This window comes from Thiohalocapsa sp. (genome assembly GCF_022340605.1).
In the GTDB taxonomy this organism is placed as follows: domain Bacteria; phylum Pseudomonadota; class Gammaproteobacteria; order Chromatiales; family Chromatiaceae; genus Thiohalocapsa.
In genome coordinates, this window is sequence record NZ_JAJDNQ010000050.1 from 47,677 (window position 1) to 65,631 (window position 17,955).

General features: G+C 68.4%; 15 protein-coding genes. 4 read left to right on the plus strand and 11 right to left on the minus strand.

The genetic code is table 11. From position 1 onward, the window contains the following. Window positions 1-128 precede the first annotated feature (128 nt). Window positions 129-1,028, plus strand: coding sequence for a mechanosensitive ion channel family protein (locus tag LJE69_RS06520; protein WP_296922907.1), 900 nt, complete (start codon window positions 129-131; stop codon window positions 1,026-1,028). Window positions 1,029-1,160: 132 nt separating this feature from the next. Here the strand turns inward: LJE69_RS06520 and LJE69_RS06525 are convergent, their stop codons facing one another. The 5 genes from LJE69_RS06525 to LJE69_RS06545 all read right to left on the minus strand — a co-directional run bounded on the left by LJE69_RS06525 (window position 1,161) and on the right by LJE69_RS06545 (window position 5,591). Continuing rightward, window positions 1,161-1,778: a TIGR04282 family arsenosugar biosynthesis glycosyltransferase gene (locus LJE69_RS06525; RefSeq protein ID WP_296922910.1), complete on the minus strand. Its 618-nt coding sequence runs from the start codon at window positions 1,776-1,778 to the stop codon at window positions 1,161-1,163. After that, a complete protein-coding gene (gene arsS / locus LJE69_RS06530) occupies window positions 1,779-2,744 on the minus strand; it encodes an arsenosugar biosynthesis radical SAM (seleno)protein ArsS (RefSeq protein WP_296922912.1) in 966 nt (321 codons plus the stop codon). Window positions 2,745-2,771: 27 nt separating this feature from the next. After that, window positions 2,772-3,566 (minus strand): sterol desaturase family protein, encoded by a 795-nt coding sequence (locus LJE69_RS06535; protein WP_296922915.1) that lies wholly within the window; start codon window positions 3,564-3,566, stop codon window positions 2,772-2,774. Continuing rightward, window positions 3,563-4,243: a glycosyltransferase gene (locus LJE69_RS06540; protein ID WP_296922917.1), complete on the minus strand. Its 681-nt coding sequence runs from the start codon at window positions 4,241-4,243 to the stop codon at window positions 3,563-3,565. The genes LJE69_RS06535 and LJE69_RS06540 overlap by 4 nt, the downstream gene beginning before the upstream one ends. Before the next feature lie 256 nt (window positions 4,244-4,499). Next, the gene (locus tag LJE69_RS06545; RefSeq protein WP_296923061.1) at window positions 4,500-5,591 is read right to left on the minus strand and encodes a trypsin-like peptidase domain-containing protein; all 1,092 of its coding nucleotides are present in this window, start codon (window positions 5,589-5,591) and stop codon (window positions 4,500-4,502) included. Window positions 5,592-6,302: 711 nt separating this feature from the next. On the opposite strand from LJE69_RS06545, the gene LJE69_RS06550 reads away from it, so the two are divergent. After that, window positions 6,303-7,055: a CPBP family intramembrane glutamic endopeptidase gene (locus tag LJE69_RS06550; protein ID WP_296922920.1), complete on the plus strand. Its 753-nt coding sequence runs from the start codon at window positions 6,303-6,305 to the stop codon at window positions 7,053-7,055. A 1-nt stretch (window position 7,056) separates the two neighbouring features. Here the strand turns inward: LJE69_RS06550 and LJE69_RS06555 are convergent, their stop codons facing one another. The 4 genes from LJE69_RS06555 to aprB all read right to left on the minus strand — a co-directional run bounded on the left by LJE69_RS06555 (window position 7,057) and on the right by aprB (window position 10,887). Further along, window positions 7,057-7,608, minus strand: a complete 552-nt coding sequence (locus LJE69_RS06555; protein WP_296922923.1) for a DUF1134 domain-containing protein — start codon at window positions 7,606-7,608, stop codon at window positions 7,057-7,059. Window positions 7,609-7,814: 206 nt separating this feature from the next. Continuing rightward, a complete protein-coding gene (locus tag LJE69_RS06560) occupies window positions 7,815-8,087 on the minus strand; it encodes a hypothetical protein (RefSeq protein WP_296922926.1) in 273 nt (90 codons plus the stop codon). A gap of 268 nt (window positions 8,088-8,355) precedes the next feature. Then, a complete protein-coding gene (gene aprA / locus LJE69_RS06565) occupies window positions 8,356-10,335 on the minus strand; it encodes an adenylyl-sulfate reductase subunit alpha (RefSeq protein WP_296922929.1) in 1,980 nt (659 codons plus the stop codon). Window positions 10,336-10,419: 84 nt separating this feature from the next. Continuing rightward, window positions 10,420-10,887 (minus strand): adenylyl-sulfate reductase subunit beta, encoded by a 468-nt coding sequence (gene aprB, locus LJE69_RS06570; RefSeq protein ID WP_296922932.1) that lies wholly within the window; start codon window positions 10,885-10,887, stop codon window positions 10,420-10,422. A gap of 511 nt (window positions 10,888-11,398) precedes the next feature. On the opposite strand from aprB, the gene LJE69_RS06575 reads away from it, so the two are divergent. Both LJE69_RS06575 and LJE69_RS06580 read left to right on the plus strand, forming a co-directional pair. Then, window positions 11,399-11,806, plus strand: a complete 408-nt coding sequence (locus LJE69_RS06575) for a DUF423 domain-containing protein (protein ID WP_296922935.1) — start codon at window positions 11,399-11,401, stop codon at window positions 11,804-11,806. Continuing rightward, window positions 11,790-12,560, plus strand: coding sequence for a 16S rRNA (uracil(1498)-N(3))-methyltransferase (locus LJE69_RS06580; protein ID WP_296922938.1), 771 nt, complete (start codon window positions 11,790-11,792; stop codon window positions 12,558-12,560). Before LJE69_RS06575 ends, LJE69_RS06580 begins: the two co-directional genes overlap by 17 nt. A gap of 34 nt (window positions 12,561-12,594) precedes the next feature. On the opposite strand, the gene LJE69_RS06585 is transcribed toward LJE69_RS06580, so the two are convergent. Both LJE69_RS06585 and LJE69_RS06590 read right to left on the minus strand, forming a co-directional pair. Then, window positions 12,595-13,179: a hypothetical protein gene (locus LJE69_RS06585; protein WP_296922941.1), complete on the minus strand. Its 585-nt coding sequence runs from the start codon at window positions 13,177-13,179 to the stop codon at window positions 12,595-12,597. A gap of 31 nt (window positions 13,180-13,210) precedes the next feature. Then, entirely contained in the window at window positions 13,211-17,755 is a 4,545-nt protein-coding gene (locus LJE69_RS06590; RefSeq protein WP_296922944.1) for a response regulator, read from the minus strand. Between the last annotated feature and the right edge of the window lie 200 nt (window positions 17,756-17,955).

Consider the following 17,955-nt stretch of genomic DNA (forward strand, 5'->3'; position numbering starts at 1 on the left):
CGGCCTCGGGGCGACCGCCTGGCGACTCCGCGAGCAGGCAAAGACGCGCTCAACGCGTGCGTCGCCTCCCTGCATTTGCTCGGCGCCTTTCCGCTTGATCGCGCTCATGCCGACCCAACAGCGACCGCATGAATGCGTTAGACATCTTCGCCGACAAGTTGAAGGACATGGGGCACGCGACGCTCGCGGTCCTGCCGCAGTTGGGCATCGCGCTCGCCCTCGTCCTCGTGACCGCATTGATGGCGGCTATCGTCCGGGCGATCAGCCGCCGCATCTTCAGGCGCGCCCGGCTGCGCGAGAGCCTCAAGCGCCTCTTGGTCATTTTGTTATCTCTGGCCACCTGGACCATCGGCCTGATGTTGGCCGCCCTCGTCGCCTTTCCCAATCTCACCCCGACGAAGATGCTTGCCGGTCTTGGCATCGGCTCGGTGGCCATCGGCTTCGCCTTCAAGGACATCTTTGAGAACTTCCTGGCAGGCATCATCATCCTGCTGCGCCGCGAGATGCGCATCGGCGACTACGTCCATTGCGAGGGCATGGAGGGCCAAGTGGAGGAGATCCTGGTGCGCGAGACCCACATCCGCCAGACCGACGGTCAGCTGGTGATCGTTCCAAACAGCATGCTCTTCAAGAATCCCCTGACCATTCGCACCGACCTAGATCAGCGCCGTGCGACCATCATTTGCGGCGTGGCCTATGGCGAGGACGTGGATCAGGCTCGCGACATCATTCGCAAGGCGGTCGAAAGCTGCTCGACCGTGTTGTCTGCCGGTCGACCGATTCAGGTCTTCGCCCAGGAATTCGCCAACTCCTCCATCAACTTCGAGGTCACCTGGTGGACCCGCTCGCGCCCGGTCGATATCCGCCGCTCGCGCGATGAGGTCGTCGCGTCAATCAAGCGCGCCTTGGACGAGGCCGGTGTCGAGATCCCGTTCCCCTATCGCACCCTCACCTTCCATGAGCCGTTGACAATTGCGCAGTCCGACCAGGGACGGCCCGGCGGAGAGCCGCCCGCGTCCGATGGTTGAGGGCCGTGGCAACAACGCGAGAACCGGGGGATGTGAAGAAACCCGGTTGCGAATGTGTGTCACGCGGCTGTCGTAGATCGGGCCGACGCAGGAGGCCCGAACACCGGGCTGCGCCAAGCGCGGACAGCGCGTTCAGCGGGGCGCTGCATCCAGATGGACGAGATCCTCCGGCCGGTCGATGTCCGGCAGCGCGGGCAGCTCCGACCAGCGCCATCCCAGCCCACCGAGGCGGGAGCGGGTGACGGCCGCGACGCGATCGCCGCCCCAGGGAATGCCCTCGAACAGGCTCGGGTCGGTCCGACGCAGACCAAGCAGGACGTAGCCGCCGTCGTGGGCCGGGCCGAGGACAGCGTCGGCGCCGGCCAGGCGCGCGATGGCCCGGACCAGATAGGCCCGGTCCAGCGCGGGACAGTCCGTGCCGAGCAGGATCACTGCATCGGCTCGGGTCAGGGCGGCGCGGGCGGCATGGTGCAGACGCTCCCCCAGATCACGACCCTGCTGGACCTGAAGGGTCAGCGGCCAACGCTTCGCCAGGGCGGTGAAAAACGGGTGCCCGGCGTCGGGCGTGACCCAAAGCTCCATCGGCACAAGCGGCGGCGCGCAGAGCTGCCGCAGGCACTGCTCCGTCAGGCGCCGGTGCAGGTCCGCGGCAGCGTCGGCGCCGAGGGCGGGGATCAGCCGCGTCTTGACCTGTCCGGGGACCGGGGCGCGGGTGAAGACCAGCAGCCGGGTGTCGAGGCTGTCCGCCATTCAGTCGGTCAGCGCGCCGGAGCAGCTCGAGCCCTGGCCGGCGGTGCAGCCGTAGCAATGGCCAGCGACGCGGATCGGCAGGCCGTCCAGGCGCCCCAGGTCCAGCTCGCGCAGGTGCACGCGTTCCTTGCCGTCTTGCCGCAGCGGCAGGCGGAGCATCTGGTTGAAGTCGCAGTCGTAGACGTGGCCCTGCCAGTCGATGCTGATCAACTCGCGGCACATGACCGTTTCCAGGTTGGCGTCGCGGTGGGCGGACTTGAGCAGGGCCAAGTAGTCTCCGAGCGCGCCCTGGGAGATCAGCAGGCTGCCGAAGCGCTGGATCGGCATGTTGGTCAGGGTATAGAGCCGGTCGAAGACGATCCCGTGGTCGGCGGCAAGCCGCGCCCGGTAGTCGCCCTCCAGCGGGCACTGGGGCGGCGGCAGGACCGGGCCCTGGGGGTTGTAGATCAGATTCAGCACCAAGCCGGTGTCGCCGCGGCCGTAGCCGAGGGCGTTGAGCCGTTGCAGCGCCTCGATGCTGGCGGCATAGACGCCCTTGCCGCGCTGGCCGTCCACGTTCTCTTCCAGGTAGCAGGGCAGCGAGGCGATGATCTCTACCTGCTGCTCGGCCAGGAACGAGGCCAAGTCCTGCTGATCCGGCTCCAGCAGGATGGTCAGGTTGCAGCGGTCGATGACGTGCACGCCCAGGGCCCGGGCGCGGCGGACCAGCGTGCGGAAGTGCGCATTGAGCTCCGGAGCGCCGCCGGTCAGGTCCAGGGTCTCGATGCGATTGGTCGCCAGCGCGGCGAGGACTGCATCGATGGTCTCCGGCCCCATCGTCTCGGTGCGCTTCGGCCCGGCGGCTACATGGCAATGGACGCAGGAGAGGTTGCAGCGGTAGCCCAGATTGACCTGAAGGGTCTTGAGCCGGCCGCGGCGGATGGCGGGAAAGTCAGTGTCGATCAGGTGCGGGAGCGGGTCGTGCATGGTGCCCTCGGATGGCAGCCCCACCAGTCATGACGGGACCTCGCCGGCCGGAGCCGGATCGCTCACGAACGGCAGGCGCAGCAGCCATAGCGGCCGCTGCCAATCGGCCTCGGCGAAGCGGCCGATGCCGAAGCGGATCAGCTCGGCATCGTCGCGCCTGCGAAAGCTGCGCAACAGCCGGTCCCAGATGGAGAAAACAGTACCGTAGTTGGAATCGGTCTCGGCACGCCGCTCCGAGTGGTGGACCCGGTGCATCGACGGCGGCACGAGCAATAGCCCGTAGGCGCGGTCGAGCCGCGGCGGCACGGCGACGTTGCTGTGATGGAACAGGATGACGGCGACCATCACCGCCTTGTACAGCACAAACAGCCCGGCGGTCATCCCGAGCAGGGGCAGTACGAGGCAGTTGGCCAGGTTGGAAAGCAGGATCTCGCCGGGATGAAAGCGCAGGGCTGTGGTCGCATCCATGGCCGGATCGGTGTGGTGGACGCGGTGCAGCCGCCACAGCAGCGGGATGCGGTGATTGGCCCGGTGCCAGAGATACATCCACAGGTCGAAGCCGACGAAGGCCAGCAGCGCACCGGACGCGGCGCCGAGCCCAAGCCAGGACACCAGCCCCCAGCCCTGCCGGGCGGCGACGGCCATCGACAGCAGCAACAGCGGCGTCAAGGCCGCGCCCACCAGCCCGCTGATGACCCCGAGGCCGAGATTGCGGGCATCGTGCCGCAGCCGGTCGCGGCGGCCCGCGTAGAACGGTAGCAGCCCCTCCAGCAGGAACAGCAGCGGCAGCACCACCAGCGCGACCCAGGCGTCCGCGGTCATCGCCGGCCCTCGTAGGCCGCGGCCAGCCGCCAGGGCGAGGCGCCGAGCAGGAAGCGGGTGATCGCGACGGCATTGGCGAGCTGCTGGCGGACGATGCCGTTGCGTGCGTAGCGCACCGCGGAGGTCGTCACGGTCAGCGGCAGCTTGACGATGCGCCCGATGCGGCGCATCCGCCGGGCCAGCTCCACGTCCTCGTACAGGGGCCAGTCCGGCAGGCCGCCGACGGCGTCGAGCAGGTCGTGCCGAACGACCATCGCCTGGTCGCCGAAGGTCGTCCAGATCGAGTCGAAGCGCGAGAACCAGCCATAGAGCCCGAGCAGCCAATGGCGACGATCGAAGCGCAGCCGAAAGCAGGTCATGGCCGTGCGCGGATCGGCAAACGCCGCCGCGACGGCAGCAAAGGCTCCGGCAGGCAACGCCGTGTCGTCATGCAGGAACATCAGCAGCTCGCCGCGGGCGATCCGCACGCCGGCGTTGCACTGGGTGCCGCGCCCGCGCGGTGCGCGCAGCCGGACGACGTGGGCGGGCAACGCGGGCTCGTCGCCGGTCGGCGCCAGGTCGTCCGGCTCGACGACGATGACCTGTGCGTCCGGCAAGGCCCGCGCGAGCCGCGACAGCCTGGCACACAGCGTCGAGCTCGAGCGGCGGGTCGGGACGATGATGGACAGGGACGGCATCGGACGGTGCGGGCAACGATCGGATGTGGGGAAATGCTTGTCCCGGCGGCGGATTCAACCCGCGCGGTGCCGACCGTGTCGTGGGAGCGCCGTCCTCGGCGCGACGAGCACCCGCTCGCGGCGAGGACGCCACTCCCACAAGGCACGCGACTGGTCGAGAGTCGTGTCGAGGCCGCTGGACCAGAGGCTCACCGGTCTAGACGGGGCCATATGGGGCTGCATTGCGCACCGGTCGCTGATCTCTCCACCGCCCCAGTCAAGGCTGGCTCTCCGGCTGCTGGGAGATGTCCTCCACCTGGACTTGGACGGCCCGATGCTGTCCCTGTCGCTCGACGCTCAGCTTGACGCTGTTGCCGACGCCGACCTTTTCCAGTACCGAGGCCAAGTCCGCAATATCCTGGACCTGTTCACCATCGGCCTGCGTGATGACATCCCCGAGCTGGCCGGTGCTCGTATCGATTCCCTCGAGTCCAGCCTTCTGCGCCGGCGACCCCGGCAGCACAGCCGCGACCACGACGCCGTTCACGCCCAGATGGGCCGCGGCCTGCGCGCCGAGGGCACTGATGCCGATCCCCGGGCGGGGAACGCGGCCATCGCGGATCAGCCGCGTCACCACGTCCTTGACCAGGTCGACCGGCATCGCGAACCCGACACCGGCGAAGGCGCCGCTGTTGGAGATGATGGCGCTGTTGACGCCGATCAGGCGTCCGGCCGAGTCCAGGAGCGGGCCGCCGGAGTTACCGGGATTGATGGCCGCGTCGGTCTGGATCACGCCCCGAACCTCCCGCTCTCCAGTCGTCGGCAGGCTGCGGTGCAGCGCACTGACGATGCCCTCGGTCATCGTTCGGGTCAGGCCATAGGGGTTGCCGATGGCGAAGACCGTCTGGCCGACAAACAAGTCCTTGGACGAGCCGATCGCAATGGAGCCTTTCTGCGGATTAGATCCACTCAGGCAAAGCACCGCCAAATCGTAATCCGGTGCCGTTCCGACGACGGCCGCCCGATGCATCTCGCCCTTGCCAAACGAAACGGCGATGTGCTGCGCGCCGCGCAAGACGTGGGCGTTGGTCACGATGTGACCCGCGGCATCCCAGACGATGCCCGAGCCCATGCCGACCTCGTCCGTCGTTGGGCCGAAGGGATTCGGCGTGGATTCCTGCACCGTCGTGACAAACACCACCGACGACGAGGCCCTCTGAAAGACCTGACTCGCCGTCCGCTCCATAGCGGCGAGGTTGCCACGGGCGACCACCGCCACCGGCGCGACTTCGCGGCAGGTCGCGCGCTGGAAATAGTCATAGCCAAGGAATACCACCGCGACGGTCAGCAAGGTCAGAACGAACGCCATGAACACGCGAGCTATCACAAGTCTGTCTCCTGTTTGCAGTCCGTTTCCGGACGGGCCGATTCCTGAACATGTCTCCCTGCCCCACCGCCTGGCCGACGCGTCGACACCGGCATGCCCGATCGCCCTGTCCCGAGACCGACTCGGGTCGTCGTTGTCGCTGTCGTTGTTGTCGTAATCGTTGTCGTTGTCGTAATCGTGGTCTTGCTACCAACCGTGCGGCTCTTCGATGACGACTGCGATTACGACCACGACAACGAGTGAGCCGAGTCCCGGAATTTCCGCAGCAAAGCACTCGGCAGCCTGGCACGTCGGCGAGCGGTGGTGGCTTCCAGCCACAGCCGTGGATGCCGAGACCATCTGCCGGCACAGGGATTGCAGCTTTCACGCCAATGACATCCTGAAGCGACACCGCAGATCGGGAGGACAGCTATGCGGGCGAATACCGGTGCCACTCCCCTGAAGACGCAGAACATCGATGCGCCGCCGGCTTACTGATGCCGGTCCCCCACCGAGCGTGCTTGCCTGACGACGTTTGAGGTGGTGGATTTGCCCCAAGCACGGGTCATTGCAGCCGCGAATGGGGCCAAGGCCTGGGGAGAATCCGCGGCGGCCGCGGCAGCTCCGCGACATGGTTGAGATCCGGTCTGGACCGCAGGAAGGGGGGCCATTGCACGCTCCCCGTGTCGTCCGAACAGCAAACGGGAGTTAGCGATGGCGGCTGTTCCGCTCAAGGATGCGAAGCGCACCCCAATGCGCTCCCCAAAGCGCACCCAAGACAAGGCGCCCGTGAGCCGGAAAATCCAGCTCTTCGAAGTCGGGGCATTCCTGTTTCTTGTGCTTCCGTCACTCGTGCTGTCCCTGTTCATCACGGGAGAAGGAGACGAAGGATTTCGCCTCACCGCCGTGCTGGTCATCGTGCGTGATCTGGCGCTTGTCAGCCTGGTACTCTACTTCGTCTGGCGAAACGGAGAGGGGTTTGGTCAGCTCGGCTGGACGCTCAGGCGGCTGCCACTGGAGGTCCTCCTCGGCATCCTGCTCTTCGTCCCGATGACATTCGGGATCAACTGGCTGGAGCAGTTCCTGACCGGCATCGGCCTCTCTTCGCCGCCAAAGTCCTCTTCCGGCTTTCTCCAGCCCACCGGACACGCACAGTCCAGTCTTTGGCTCGCGGTGGGTCTCGTCATTGTGGTCGCCATTGCAGAGGAAACCATCTTTCGCGGCTACCTCTTGCTCCGATTCATGGGCATCGGGCTGGGAAAGGTGTTGGCCGTGGTTCTTTCGTCAGCTATCTTTGCCCTGGGACACGGCTATGAGGGTATGGTGGGGGTCGCTACGGTGGGCGTCATGGGGGTATTCTTCGCCCTGATCTACTTGTGGCGCGGCAGCCTGATAGCGCCGATGGTGATGCACTTTCTGCAAGACTTCATCGCCATCGTGCTGCTGCCTTTTCTGGTCGGAAGTTAGGTCAGAACGGATTGATGCTCGGCTTGCGCGTGAAGTCGAGATAGCCGACGCTAACCCCTTGCCGCCAGCCGGCGCCAAAGCGGATCGGAGCGATCACGACCTTCCCGGACCGCAGGTAGTTGACCCCGATCCCGCCGACATAGTACAGACTACCCTCCACCCCGGGATAGCGCTTGAAGAGCTGGTCGGGATCGCGTAGCGCGTAGATCAGCATGAAGACCTTCGACGCGGCTCCCCCCAAATCGATGCCGATCGAGGGACCCTGCCAGTAGACCTTGCGTTGAACACCAGTCTTCGTCTGCAAGGTTCCACTACCGTACCGCAAGCCGATGCCCACGGCACCGCCTGCCTCTTCACCGGTGATGTACGCATCCGGCTCACCCTGATCGGCGAACACTTTTTCGACCACCTGAGCCAGGTCTTTCGCGCCGTGCCCGAAGAACTGCTCCACCTGAGACAGGATCTCCTGCCGACTATAGGTCTCGCTATCGGCGGCCAAGGCCGGTGCGGCGACGAGGCCGCAGAGCATCAAGAAGATACTGGAGCTTCGCATGATGGGATTCCCAAATTTTGTCCAGAGCCCGTCTGGCTTGATCGGTGCGCTTCGTGACTGTGAGAGTATTCGGTGTAGGTCGGGTTGGCGATAGCGTAACCCGACAATCAACGGCTTGCTCGCGCCCTGACTGGCGCCCATCGTCGGGTTACGCTGCGCTAACCCGACCTACGATGCGCTCGTGTTCGAAGTTGCGAGCAATACTTTCACGGTCTCTTCGTGAAGCAATCGAAGTGCCAACCGCGCGATTCGTTGGCATGGCACTTGTTGTCGAGGCTGAGTCTGATTTCTGGGTCGCAGCGATCGGCAGGCTCGTCGAAGGGCAGGATATCCAGCGCGGCCAGCTCTGTCTCAAGCTGGGCGGTCAGTCGCTGGGAGCTCTTCTTGGCCGCGCCGAAGGGCAGTTCCGCGGCGATGACGATGCACGTGCATACGCTGACCTCGCCGCGCTCGGCCACGCTGTCGCGGATGTGGCCCACCGGCCGCCGCACGAGGTCGGAGGCGATCTTCAGCCGAGGTGTCGGCGAGTTTCCGCATGGGCGGAGTACACGTCAGCGCCGCAAAGGGTGCGCGGACGGGGCAGCGCGTTTGCCGCGTCGATGCGGGTTGGGGCGTCGCGGCGAGGTACTTGCTCGCGCCAACGAAAAAGGCCCGACCACCTCGCGCTGGCCCGGCCTTCTGTTGTTTACCTGACAGCCGACCCTCGCGGGTCAGGCCGTCAGGCGCGCAGATCCCGCGGGATCAGGCCTACTTGAACAACTTCGACTTATCCACCAGGTCGACGTGGGCGCGCTTGAAGCAGGTCCAGGTCTTGGTCTCTTTGTCATAGACCGAGTTGACGAAGCATTTCCAGTTCTCTTCGTCGATGAAGTTGTAATCCATCCGGTAGTAGAAGCCGGGGTAGCGGGTCTCTTCGCGGAATTGGATGTGCTTCATGTGTGCTTCGGCGGTGAGGGTACGGTGGTAGTTCTCCCACGCCCGCAGCAGCTCGTGGAGGTCCTTGGCGCGCATCTTCAAGGCGTCTTCCTTGAGCAGTTCGAGCTTCTGCTCGGCCACGTCCATCATGTGGGCATTGGTCTGGTACATGGTGGAGACGCCGGCCACGTATTCGTCCATGATCTTCTGCAGGCGCAATTGCAGCATCTTCGGCGTGATGTAGTTGGGGTTCACGTCGATGGCGGTGGTGTAATCCTGGTGGTCCACGTAGTTGCGCACCGGGCGGTAGATCTGTTCCACCAACCGCTCCACCGGGGTGTCCAGCTCGGGCTTGTGGTCCTTGTTGTCCATGCAGAACTTGACCATGGCCTTGGCGGCGATGCGCCCCTCGGCATGGGAGCCGGAGGAGAACTTGTGGCCGGAGGCGCCGACACCGTCGGCGGCGGTGAACAGGCCCCGCACGGTGGTCATGCCACGGTAGCCCCAGTGCCAGCCTTGCGGCAGGTGCGAGGGGATCTTGTCCTTGTCCGGATGGTCCTCGCTGGTGGGGGCGCCCAAGTCCTCGGGGCCTGAGGTCCAGATGCCGCAGCAGCCCGAATGCGAGCCGAGCAGGTAGGGCTCGGTGGGTATGAGCTCGGAGTTCTTCTTCTCCGGCTCGATGTTCTCACCCGCCCAGACGCCGGCCTGGCCGATGCACATGTCGAGGAAGTCTTCCCAGGCCTCGGCCTCCAGATGCTTGATCTCCTTCGGTGTCATGGTCTCGGCGAGCTTGCCGAGGGCAGTGACGGTATCCATGTAGATCGGGCCACGGCCCTCGCGCATCTCCTTCATCATCAGGTGGGCACGCAGGCACGATGCCGGTACCTTGGCCTGGCCGTAGGGCGGGAAGTCGTCCAGCAGCGCCTTGTTGGTCTCCAGGTAGACCTCACCAAACGCATTGGTCGCCTTGGCCTTGAACAGCAGAAACCAGGCGCCGACCGGGCCGTAGCCATCCTTGAAGCGGACGGGCACGAAGCGGTTCTCCATCATGGTCAGCTCGGCGCCGGCCTCGACGGCCATGGCGTAGGTGGAGCCGGCGTTCCAGACCGGGTACCAGGCGCGGCCGGTGCCCTCGCCGACGGAGCGCGGGCGGAAGATGTTGGCGCAGCCACCGGCCACCAGCAGGCAGGCCTTGAAGGTGTAGACGAAGACCTTGTTCTCGCGCACCGAGAAGCCGACGGCACCGGCGATGCGGTTGTCGTCGTACTTGTCGTTGACCAGCCTGGCGATGAACACGTGCTCCTGGATGCGCTCGGTGCCGAGCGCCTTCTTCGCGGCCTCGGCGACGATCCACTTGTAGGACTCGCCGTGGATCATGATCTGCCACTTGCCGGAGCGCACCGGCTTGCCGCCCTTGACCAGGGGCTTGCCCTCGTCGCCGGGCTGCTTCCAGATGGGCAGGCCCCATTCCTCGAACAGGTGCACGGAATCATCCACGTGGCGGCCGAGGTCGTAGGCGAGGTCGTCGCGGGTGATGCCCATGAGGTCGTTGGAGACCATGCGCGCGTAGTCGGCCGGGTCCTGCTCGCCGAGGTAGGTGTTGATGGCCGACAGGCCCTGGGCGACGGCGCCGGAACGGTCCATCGCGGCCTTGTCCACCAGCTTGACCTTCAGGTCCACGCCCTGCGCCTTGGCCGCGTCCAGCCACGGGCCGATCTCGTAGGCCGCGCCGCAAGCGCCCATGCCGCCGCCGATGATGAGGATGTCGACTTCTTCTTCGACGACTTCGGGATTGCCGAATTCTCCTGCCATGTGGAAATGCCTCTGGATCTCTGCTTTTCGGGCTCGATGGCGCCGGCAGCGGCGCCGATCAGGCTCTTTGGCGCTGGCGAGCGCTTATTTGCGGATCAGCTCGGACGGGTCGCCGGCCTTCTGCACACCGCCCAGGGTGAAGTAGCCGGGCTCGCCGATCTTGGCGATGTCGGCCGCAGGCTTACCGTCGTAGGGATCGATGGACCCCTCGGGGGTGGTGCGGATCGGGAACTTGAAGCGCTTCATCTTCCCGTTGCGGAACCTGATGGTCCACATGATGGAGTCGGCGCCCCGCAGCGGCTGCACGGAGGCGCCCATGGGCACGAAGTCGGCGTAGTGGCGGACCTCGATGGCCTGCTGCGGGCAAATCTTGACGCAGGCGTAGCACTCCCAGCACTGCTCCGGCTCCTGGTTGTACGCCTTCATGGCCCAGCCGGTGTTGCTGCCATCCTTGTCGAGCTTCATCAGGTCGTGGGGGCAGATGTACACGCAAGCGGTCTTGTCCTGGCTCTTGCAGCCATCGCACTTGTCGGTACGCACAAAGGTTGGCATGTTGCGATTCTCCAGACGTTTCCGTCGCAGACGCGGGCTTGGCTCGGATCGGCAGCGCCTGCGTGCGGCATGGTCGGGCAAGGCGGGTTGCGATGCCCCAAGGGTCGAGCGCGTCGCGGCGTCCTCGACGCATCCTCTGGTGGTGGCTTATGGCCCGAGCGGCCCGAGCGGCGTTGGGGTTCTCATGGCTCGTCGCCGCCTCGACCTGTCCATCGCTTCGGGCTGGTGGGGCTGTCACCGTAGGCCGGCGAGCATAGGCAGCCCCTATAAACACTGTTAAAGCAGCAAATGCGCCGCGTAGTATAAGGCCGATTTGTCGGGTGCCCGGGCAGCGGGCTCGGTGCCACTCGCCGCCCGAGCGCGGGCAATCCACCGCCCAAATCCACCACCCGACCCGTTGCCGCCACCCCGAGCGTCAGGCATCGTCGGCGCCAACGACGCGGCCGCATCGACGCGGCGCCCGGCGCTCGGGGCCATGCCGACTCCCCACAACCTCCAACCGACGAAGCCCATGACACGACCGAGTAGTCTCCTGATCGCGGTGGCCGCCCTGTTCGGGTTCGCCGCCGTCCTGCTCGGCGCCTTCGGCGCCCATGGCCTCACCGAGCGGGTGAGCCCGGAGCGGCTCGCCATCTGGCAGACGGCCGCCCATTATCTGGGCTGGCATGCCACCACGCTCCTCGCCATCGCGCTGCTCGACGCGCACTTTCGCGGTGTCTGGCTGCGGGTGGCCGCCTGGGCCATGGTGGTGGGCAGCATCCTCTTCAGCGGCAGCCTGTTCGTGCTGGTGCTCACCGACACCCCCGCCTGGGGTGCCGTCACCCCATTTGGCGGGGTGGCGCTGGCGTTGGGCTGGGCCTCGCTGGCATTCGCGGCCTCGCTGAAGCTCGGCGTGGCGCGCGATGGCGACGCCGGCTAGCGCCCCGCGGGCGGGCATGCGCCAGGACCGCATCTACACGGCACAGCCGCTCGCCGCCGGCGCGCGCGTGGAACTGGAGCCCGGAGCGCGTCGCCACGTCACCCAGGTGCTGCGACTCGGCGTCGGCGACGCGCTGGTGCTGTTCAACGGCGACGGGCACGACTACCCCGCCACGCTGGTGCAGACGGGCGCCGCGGTGCTGGCCGAGGTGGCGCCGCCGGGACCCACGGAACCGGTGCTGCCGCTCGCGGTGACCTTGGCGCTCGGCATCACCAAGGGCGAGCGCATGGACTATGCGCTGCAAAAGGCCGTGGAGCTTGGCGTCACGCACCTGGTGCCGCTGTTCACGGAGCGCACCGTGGTGAAGCTGCGCAATGAGCGCCTCGACAGGCGCCACGGCCATTGGCAGGGCGTGGTGGTGTCCGCCTGCGAGCAGAGCGGGCGGCGGCGGCTGCCAGGGCTCGCGCCGCCGCAACGGCTCGGCACCTGGCTGACGACGCTGCCGCCTGGCCATAACGGCCTGCTGTTGCACCATCGTGCCGAGCGCACGCTGACGGATTTGCCGCCGCCACCGGCAGGGCAGGCGATGTTGCTGGTCGGTCCCGAGGGCGGACTCGCGCCCGACGAGCGGGAGACGGCGCTCGCGCACGGCTTCACCGCGGTGCGGCTCGGCCCGCGGGTGCTGCGCGCGGAGACGGCGCCGCTTGCCGCGTTGGCGGCGCTGCAGATCTTGTGGGGGGACTTCCGCGGCTGAGCCCGGGCACACGCGCGCCGGCGCGGGACCGGTCTCACGCCATCAACGCCGACACGGGCGCCAGGGCCGCGGCCAGTGCGTCCATGTCCGGAACCGCGAAGAGCTCCCCATGCGCGCGCAGTAGCGCGGTGCAAAAGGGCGGTGGCATGCCCGTCTCGGCGTACGGGTCGACCTCCCCTTCCCGCAGCGTCAGCAGGCCCGGCATCCCGAGCGCCGCGAGCGCGAAGGCATCGATCGCATCCTCGCGCAGGCTCGGGCAGATCACCGCCCGCAGGCGCAGCGGCAGGTCGCTGTCGGCATCGCCGCCAGCGTCATCGCCAACGCCAACGCCGGCATCGCCGCCAGTCATCGCCGGCGCGCTGGCGCCCGCCGGCACCTGGCCAGCCAGGCTCGCGTCCAAGTGCAGCAGCGGCAGGCGCCGCCCGCGCCAGGCGAAGGTGCCCAGCAGCGCTTGTGCCAGCCTGGGGTCGGTATCCAGCGGCAGCGGCAGCGGCGCGGGCGTCGGGCAGCGCGTGACCTCCAGCACCGCGGCAGCGGGCAGCAGCCAGCGCGGCCCGTCGCCGGCTGCGGCGGTCGCCCAGTTCAGCGCCAGAATCGGCGTTGGCAGCCGTAGCGACACCCTGCCGGCCTACGCGTGCATGGCCGCGCCATCAGGCGCTGATGCCGACCATCAACAGCGACTCGATCTGCGCCAGCAGCTCGTCCTCGGCGAACGGCTTGGCGACGAACCGGTCCACCCCCGCGGACAGCGCCTCGGCGCGCTCGGCATCGCCCGCCATGGAGGTGATCATGATCACCGGCAGACGCCGCAGCTCGTCGCTGCCACGCACCCAGCGCGTCAGCTCAAGCCCGTTCATGCGCGGCATGTCCAGGTCCACCAGCAGCAGGTCGGGCTGGCGGCGGCGCAGCATCACCTGCGCCTCCACGCCGTCGCGGGCGCCGATCACCTCCATGTTCTCCCGCGCCAGCAGGCGCTGCGCCACGCGCCGCACCGTCGCGGAGTCGTCCACCACGAGCACCACCGGGCGCCGTTCCGCGGGCGCCTCGGCCGCCTGCTGCTGGCGCATCGCGCGCAGCAGGGCCGGCAGGTCGGCGAGCAGCGCCACGCGGCCGTCGGGCAGCACGGTGCCGCCCGAGAGCCAGCGCAGGGCCGCCAGCGACGGGCCGATGGGCTTGACCATGACGCGCTGGGTGTCGAGCAGCGCGTCCACCTGGAAAGCGACCCGCTCCGCTCCCGCCGCCACCAGCAGCACCGGCAACCAGCGCTGCTGCGGCGGGCTCGGCGCCGCCGCCGGGTTGAGCGCCCGCTCGATGGGCTCGACCGGAAAGCGCTCGCCGCGATACTCCACCACCGCGTCGCCGGCGACGAGCTGCTCGCGCGCCACCCGCGCCACCGCCAGCGCGGTGCCGTGCGGGACGGCGAGGAGGGTGTCGGCAGCGCTCACCAACAGCGCCTCGACGATGGACAGGGTCAGCGGCAGCCGCACCCGAAAGCGCGTTCCGTGACCTTGCTTGGAAGAGAGCTCCAGCTCGCCGTTCAGCGAGGCTACCTGGGTGTTCACCACGTCCAGGCCGACGCCGCGACCGGCGTCCAGGGTGACCTCGGCGGCGGTGGAGAACCCCGGCCGCAGCACCAGCGACAGGATCTCGGCGTGCGAGAGCTCGGCATCGGCGGCCACCAGGCCCTGGGCGACGGCGCGCTCGCGCAACTTGACCGGGTCCATGCCGGCGCCGTCGTCGGTCACCTCGAAGACCACGTCATTGCCCTCCCGGGCCACCTGCACGCGCAGCCGTCCGGCCGCCGGCTTGCCGTGCGCCTGACGCGCCTGCGCCGCCTCGATACCGTGCACGACCGCGTTGCGCAACAGGTGCTCCAGCGGCGGCAGGAAGCGCTCCAGCACGTTGCGGTCCAGCGCGACGTCGGTGCCCTGCATGCTCAGCTCCACCTGCTTGCCCGTGCCCTCGGCAGTGAGGCGCACGAGCCGCGCCAGGCGTGCCTCCACCCGGCCGAAGGGCAGCATGCGCGCCTGCAGCAGCTCATCCTGCATGGCCTCGGCGAGCCGCATCTCCAGGCGGAGCAGCTCGGCGTTGTCGTCTTGGAGCTCGCCGATCGCCGCCGCCAGCGTGCGGGACTCGCCGAGCAGTGCCGCAGCCTCGCGCAGGGTGCGCAGCGCCTCGGCCTCGGGCGGCTCGGCGTCGGCGTCGGCATCTGTTGGCGACGACTCTTGGTCCCGCTCTGCCAGCGTGTCGACACGCCGGGCGGCCCGCCTGAGGCCGTCCTCGAGCTGGGCGAGCCGGAAGCCGAGCCTGGCGTTCTGCTGCACCAGCCGCGCGCGAAAGGCGCCCACCTCGCCGGAGCGGTTGATGATGCCGTCAAGCCAGTCGGCGCCGACCCGGAGCTGCATGGCGGGGTCGTCGCGTGCGGTCGTGGTCTCCGTGTCCGGGGCTGCCGCCGGCTCGGCACCAGGCCCGGCCGGTGTGACGGCGTGCGGCGCCTCCTCGCGGAGCTGTTGCGTGACTGCCGGCGCCGCCGCCGCGATTTCGTCAAGCAGGCCGTCCGGCAGGACGAGGGGCGCGCGCTGCCGGGCGGCGGTGACTTGTGCCGAGAGCGTGTCCAGCGCGCGCTGCAGCAACGCCGTCAGCGGACCGGTCATGGCGGCCGGCAGCGCCTCGGCTCCGGTGAGCAGGGATTCCAGCGCATGGCTCAGGTCACCTACCGGGGCGACACCGGCCATGCGCGCGCTGCCCTTCAGGGTGTGCAGGCGCCGGCGTGCCGAGGCTACGCCGTCCGCGTCCAGCCCCTGGCCGCGCCAGTCGCGCAGTTGGGCATCCAGCGCGTTGATGAGCTCGTCCGCCTCGTCGGCAAACACCTCCAGCAGATCATCACCGGCCAGCAATGCCTCCAAGCCCTCGTCGGTCGCCGCCGGTGCGGCATCGCGCGCCGCATCGCGGGCGTGTGCGACGGCAGGCGCCGGTGGCGCGTCATCGCCGGGTGGTGACGCCGTCGGCGCGGTGGCGGCCGCAGCCCCTGGCTCGGTGCGACGGCCCGCGTCGCCCGCGTCGGGCTCGGCGGCCGGCGCGCCAGCTCGCAGGGGCAGCTGGATCACCTTGCCGCCGCTCCCGCGGGGCTCCCGCCCGATGGCAAGCAGCGCCTTGGCGGCGTGAATCAGGTTGGCGGTGGGCGCCTTGCGGCGCTGCGATTCCGCATCGATGATCTCCGGCAGCATGGCCACCACGTCGGCGAGGAAGTCCGCCGCCGCGAGGTCCGCCGGCAGCTCGCCATCGAGCAGGCGCTCCAGCACGGCCGCCGTGTTGCGCGCGAGATCCGCCAGGTGGCGCGCACCCACCAGGCTGCCGCTGTTCTTCAGCGTCTGGAACGAGCGCCGCATGATGGAGAGCGCCACGTCGTCGTGGCGGTCCCTGGACCAGCGCTCGTGCTGGACGCGGATGCTCTCCAGCTCGTCCTGGGCCTCGTCCAGGAACAGGTTCAGGAACTCCAGATTGACCGACTGCGAGGCCTCGGACCAGGGCAGCGAGTCGGTGGCCTCGGAGTCGCCGTCGACGTCCTCGTCCGGACGCAGCAGGCCCGACAGGCGCTCGATGGCGTAATCCGCCTCGGCGATCATGCGCACGTCGGTGAGATCGCGCTCCAGGCGGTCCTCCAAGTGGATGTCCACCGCCGCCAGCGCGCGGCCGATGAGCTCAACCCCGGCCTCGCCCGGCACCTGCCCTGGGTCCAGGTAACGGATGCGTAGCTGCGTCGCCAGGCCATCCAGGAGCCGCGCCGGCTCCATCTCGCCGATGCCGCGCAGGGTGCCGGCGAGCCCTTGCAGGGAGCGATATGCGTCCGCGAGCTGGATGCTCTGCGCGGGGCTCATGGGGCCGCTGCCGATGGCCGTGCGGGCACAGGCCAGCGCCACGCGCACCTCGCGCAAGGTCGCCGCCACGGTGTCACGCGCGCGCGGTGCCGCGCGCTGCGCCGTGCTGGCCGGTGGCGGTGCCGCCAGCTCGGCGCAGGCGGCGAGCTCCGCGTCCACCTGGCGCAGTGTGCGCAGCACGTCGCCGAGCCGGCCAGCGTCGGCAAAGCCGGTGTGTCCCTCGATCTCCAGCGCTTCCACGCAGCGCCGGATGCGCCCGGCCGCCGCCTCCTGGTTGAGGGCGGACAGTGACTCGGCGAGCCGTGACAGCCGCCGCGGCATCGCCCCCGCGGCGATGGGGTCTGGCCGGCCGCCGGCGGTGCGCAGCAGCGGCGCGGCGATGTCGTCCAACTCGCGGCGCAGGGCGTCCAACATTGGCGCCGTGTCGTTGTCGTTGGACTGGCTGATGCTGTCGGGGTGCGGCTCGTCGGTGAGACTGCGGCCGTAGATGCGCTCGAGCTCCTGCACCGCCGGCGCGCCCGGCGGCATCTTCCCAATGCGTGCCAGGAGATCGCCGATGAGCGCCTGCGCCAGGTCGGCCGGCCATTCCGGTACCGTGGCGGTCAGTGGCTTCAGCAGCTTGTCCAGCCGGCCGATCAGCGCCTTGGTGGGCGCGTCGGCGTCGAGCTGGCCGTCCAACAGGCCATCCACGACGGCCTCGGCGGCGAGGAACAGCTCATGCACCGGGCCCTGCTTGAAGTAGCGGCGCATGTGGTTGAACAGCCTGGAAAGCCCGAGCAGGCCCTCGTGCGCGTTGTCGCCGTTGAACCAGCGCACCAGGTAGCGATGGAAATGCGGGCGCACCTTGAGCGCCAGACGCACCAGCGCCGCGAGCGAGTCCGGCGCCACCTGCTCGCTCTGCGCCAGCACCGACGAGGGGATCAACAGCTCCGCCGAGCTCATCGGCGGCACCCCGCGTGAATGGCGCAGGTCGTTGATGCTGGCGAGCAACGCCAGCGGCTCCTGGTGCTCGCCGGAGTCGCTGCGTCGCAGGTGCTCATCGAGCTGCACCAGCGCTAGCGAGACGGACTCCCGCGCCTGCGGGGCGTCGGCGGCGTCCTCCTTGATGATCTGCTCGCAGGTGCGCTGCATCTCCTCGGCGAGCATCGCCGCCGCGGGCAACGGCAGCGCCATCAAAACCGCGCGCATCTCGAACAGCAGCGTCACCGCTTCGCCGATGTCGCCGTCCGCGCGCATCTGCGCACCGATTCGCTCCAGGTTGGCGAGCAACTCGTCACGCACCCACTTGAGTCCGCCCCTGGATCGTTGTTCTGCCATCAATGCCCTCCGCGCTGAAGCTGATACCGACAATGGATCATGCCCCGATGCGGGCATCAGACAAAGCCTCGACGCCAGAGAGTTTACGTCCAACACCAATCGGCTCCTAACCGACATTGGCCGGCGGGTTGGGCTCAGGCCCACCGCAACGGCGGCAAGCCCCCCGGCGAACGGGGATTTGCGCATTGCGAAGCCGAATC

Coding starts and splice junctions, on each gene's coding strand:
- LJE69_RS06520 (WP_296922907.1), top strand. CDS start 129: ATGAATGCGTTAGACATCTTCGCCGACAAGTTGAAGGACATGGGGCAC.
- LJE69_RS06525 (WP_296922910.1), bottom strand. CDS start 1,778: ATGGCGGACAGCCTCGACACCCGGCTGCTGGTCTTCACCCGCGCCCCG.
- arsS (WP_296922912.1), bottom strand. CDS start 2,744: ATGCACGACCCGCTCCCGCACCTGATCGACACTGACTTTCCCGCCATC.
- LJE69_RS06535 (WP_296922915.1), bottom strand. CDS start 3,566: ATGACCGCGGACGCCTGGGTCGCGCTGGTGGTGCTGCCGCTGCTGTTC.
- LJE69_RS06540 (WP_296922917.1), bottom strand. CDS start 4,243: ATGCCGTCCCTGTCCATCATCGTCCCGACCCGCCGCTCGAGCTCGACG.
- LJE69_RS06545 (WP_296923061.1), bottom strand. CDS start 5,591: ATGGCGTTCGTTCTGACCTTGCTGACCGTCGCGGTGGTATTCCTTGGC.
- LJE69_RS06550 (WP_296922920.1), top strand. CDS start 6,303: ATGGCGGCTGTTCCGCTCAAGGATGCGAAGCGCACCCCAATGCGCTCC.
- LJE69_RS06555 (WP_296922923.1), bottom strand. CDS start 7,608: ATGCGAAGCTCCAGTATCTTCTTGATGCTCTGCGGCCTCGTCGCCGCA.
- aprA (WP_296922929.1), bottom strand. CDS start 10,335: ATGGCAGGAGAATTCGGCAATCCCGAAGTCGTCGAAGAAGAAGTCGAC.
- aprB (WP_296922932.1), bottom strand. CDS start 10,887: ATGCCAACCTTTGTGCGTACCGACAAGTGCGATGGCTGCAAGAGCCAG.
- LJE69_RS06575 (WP_296922935.1), top strand. CDS start 11,399: ATGACACGACCGAGTAGTCTCCTGATCGCGGTGGCCGCCCTGTTCGGG.
- LJE69_RS06580 (WP_296922938.1), top strand. CDS start 11,790: ATGGCGACGCCGGCTAGCGCCCCGCGGGCGGGCATGCGCCAGGACCGC.
- LJE69_RS06590 (WP_296922944.1), bottom strand. CDS start 17,755: ATGGCAGAACAACGATCCAGGGGCGGACTCAAGTGGGTGCGTGACGAG.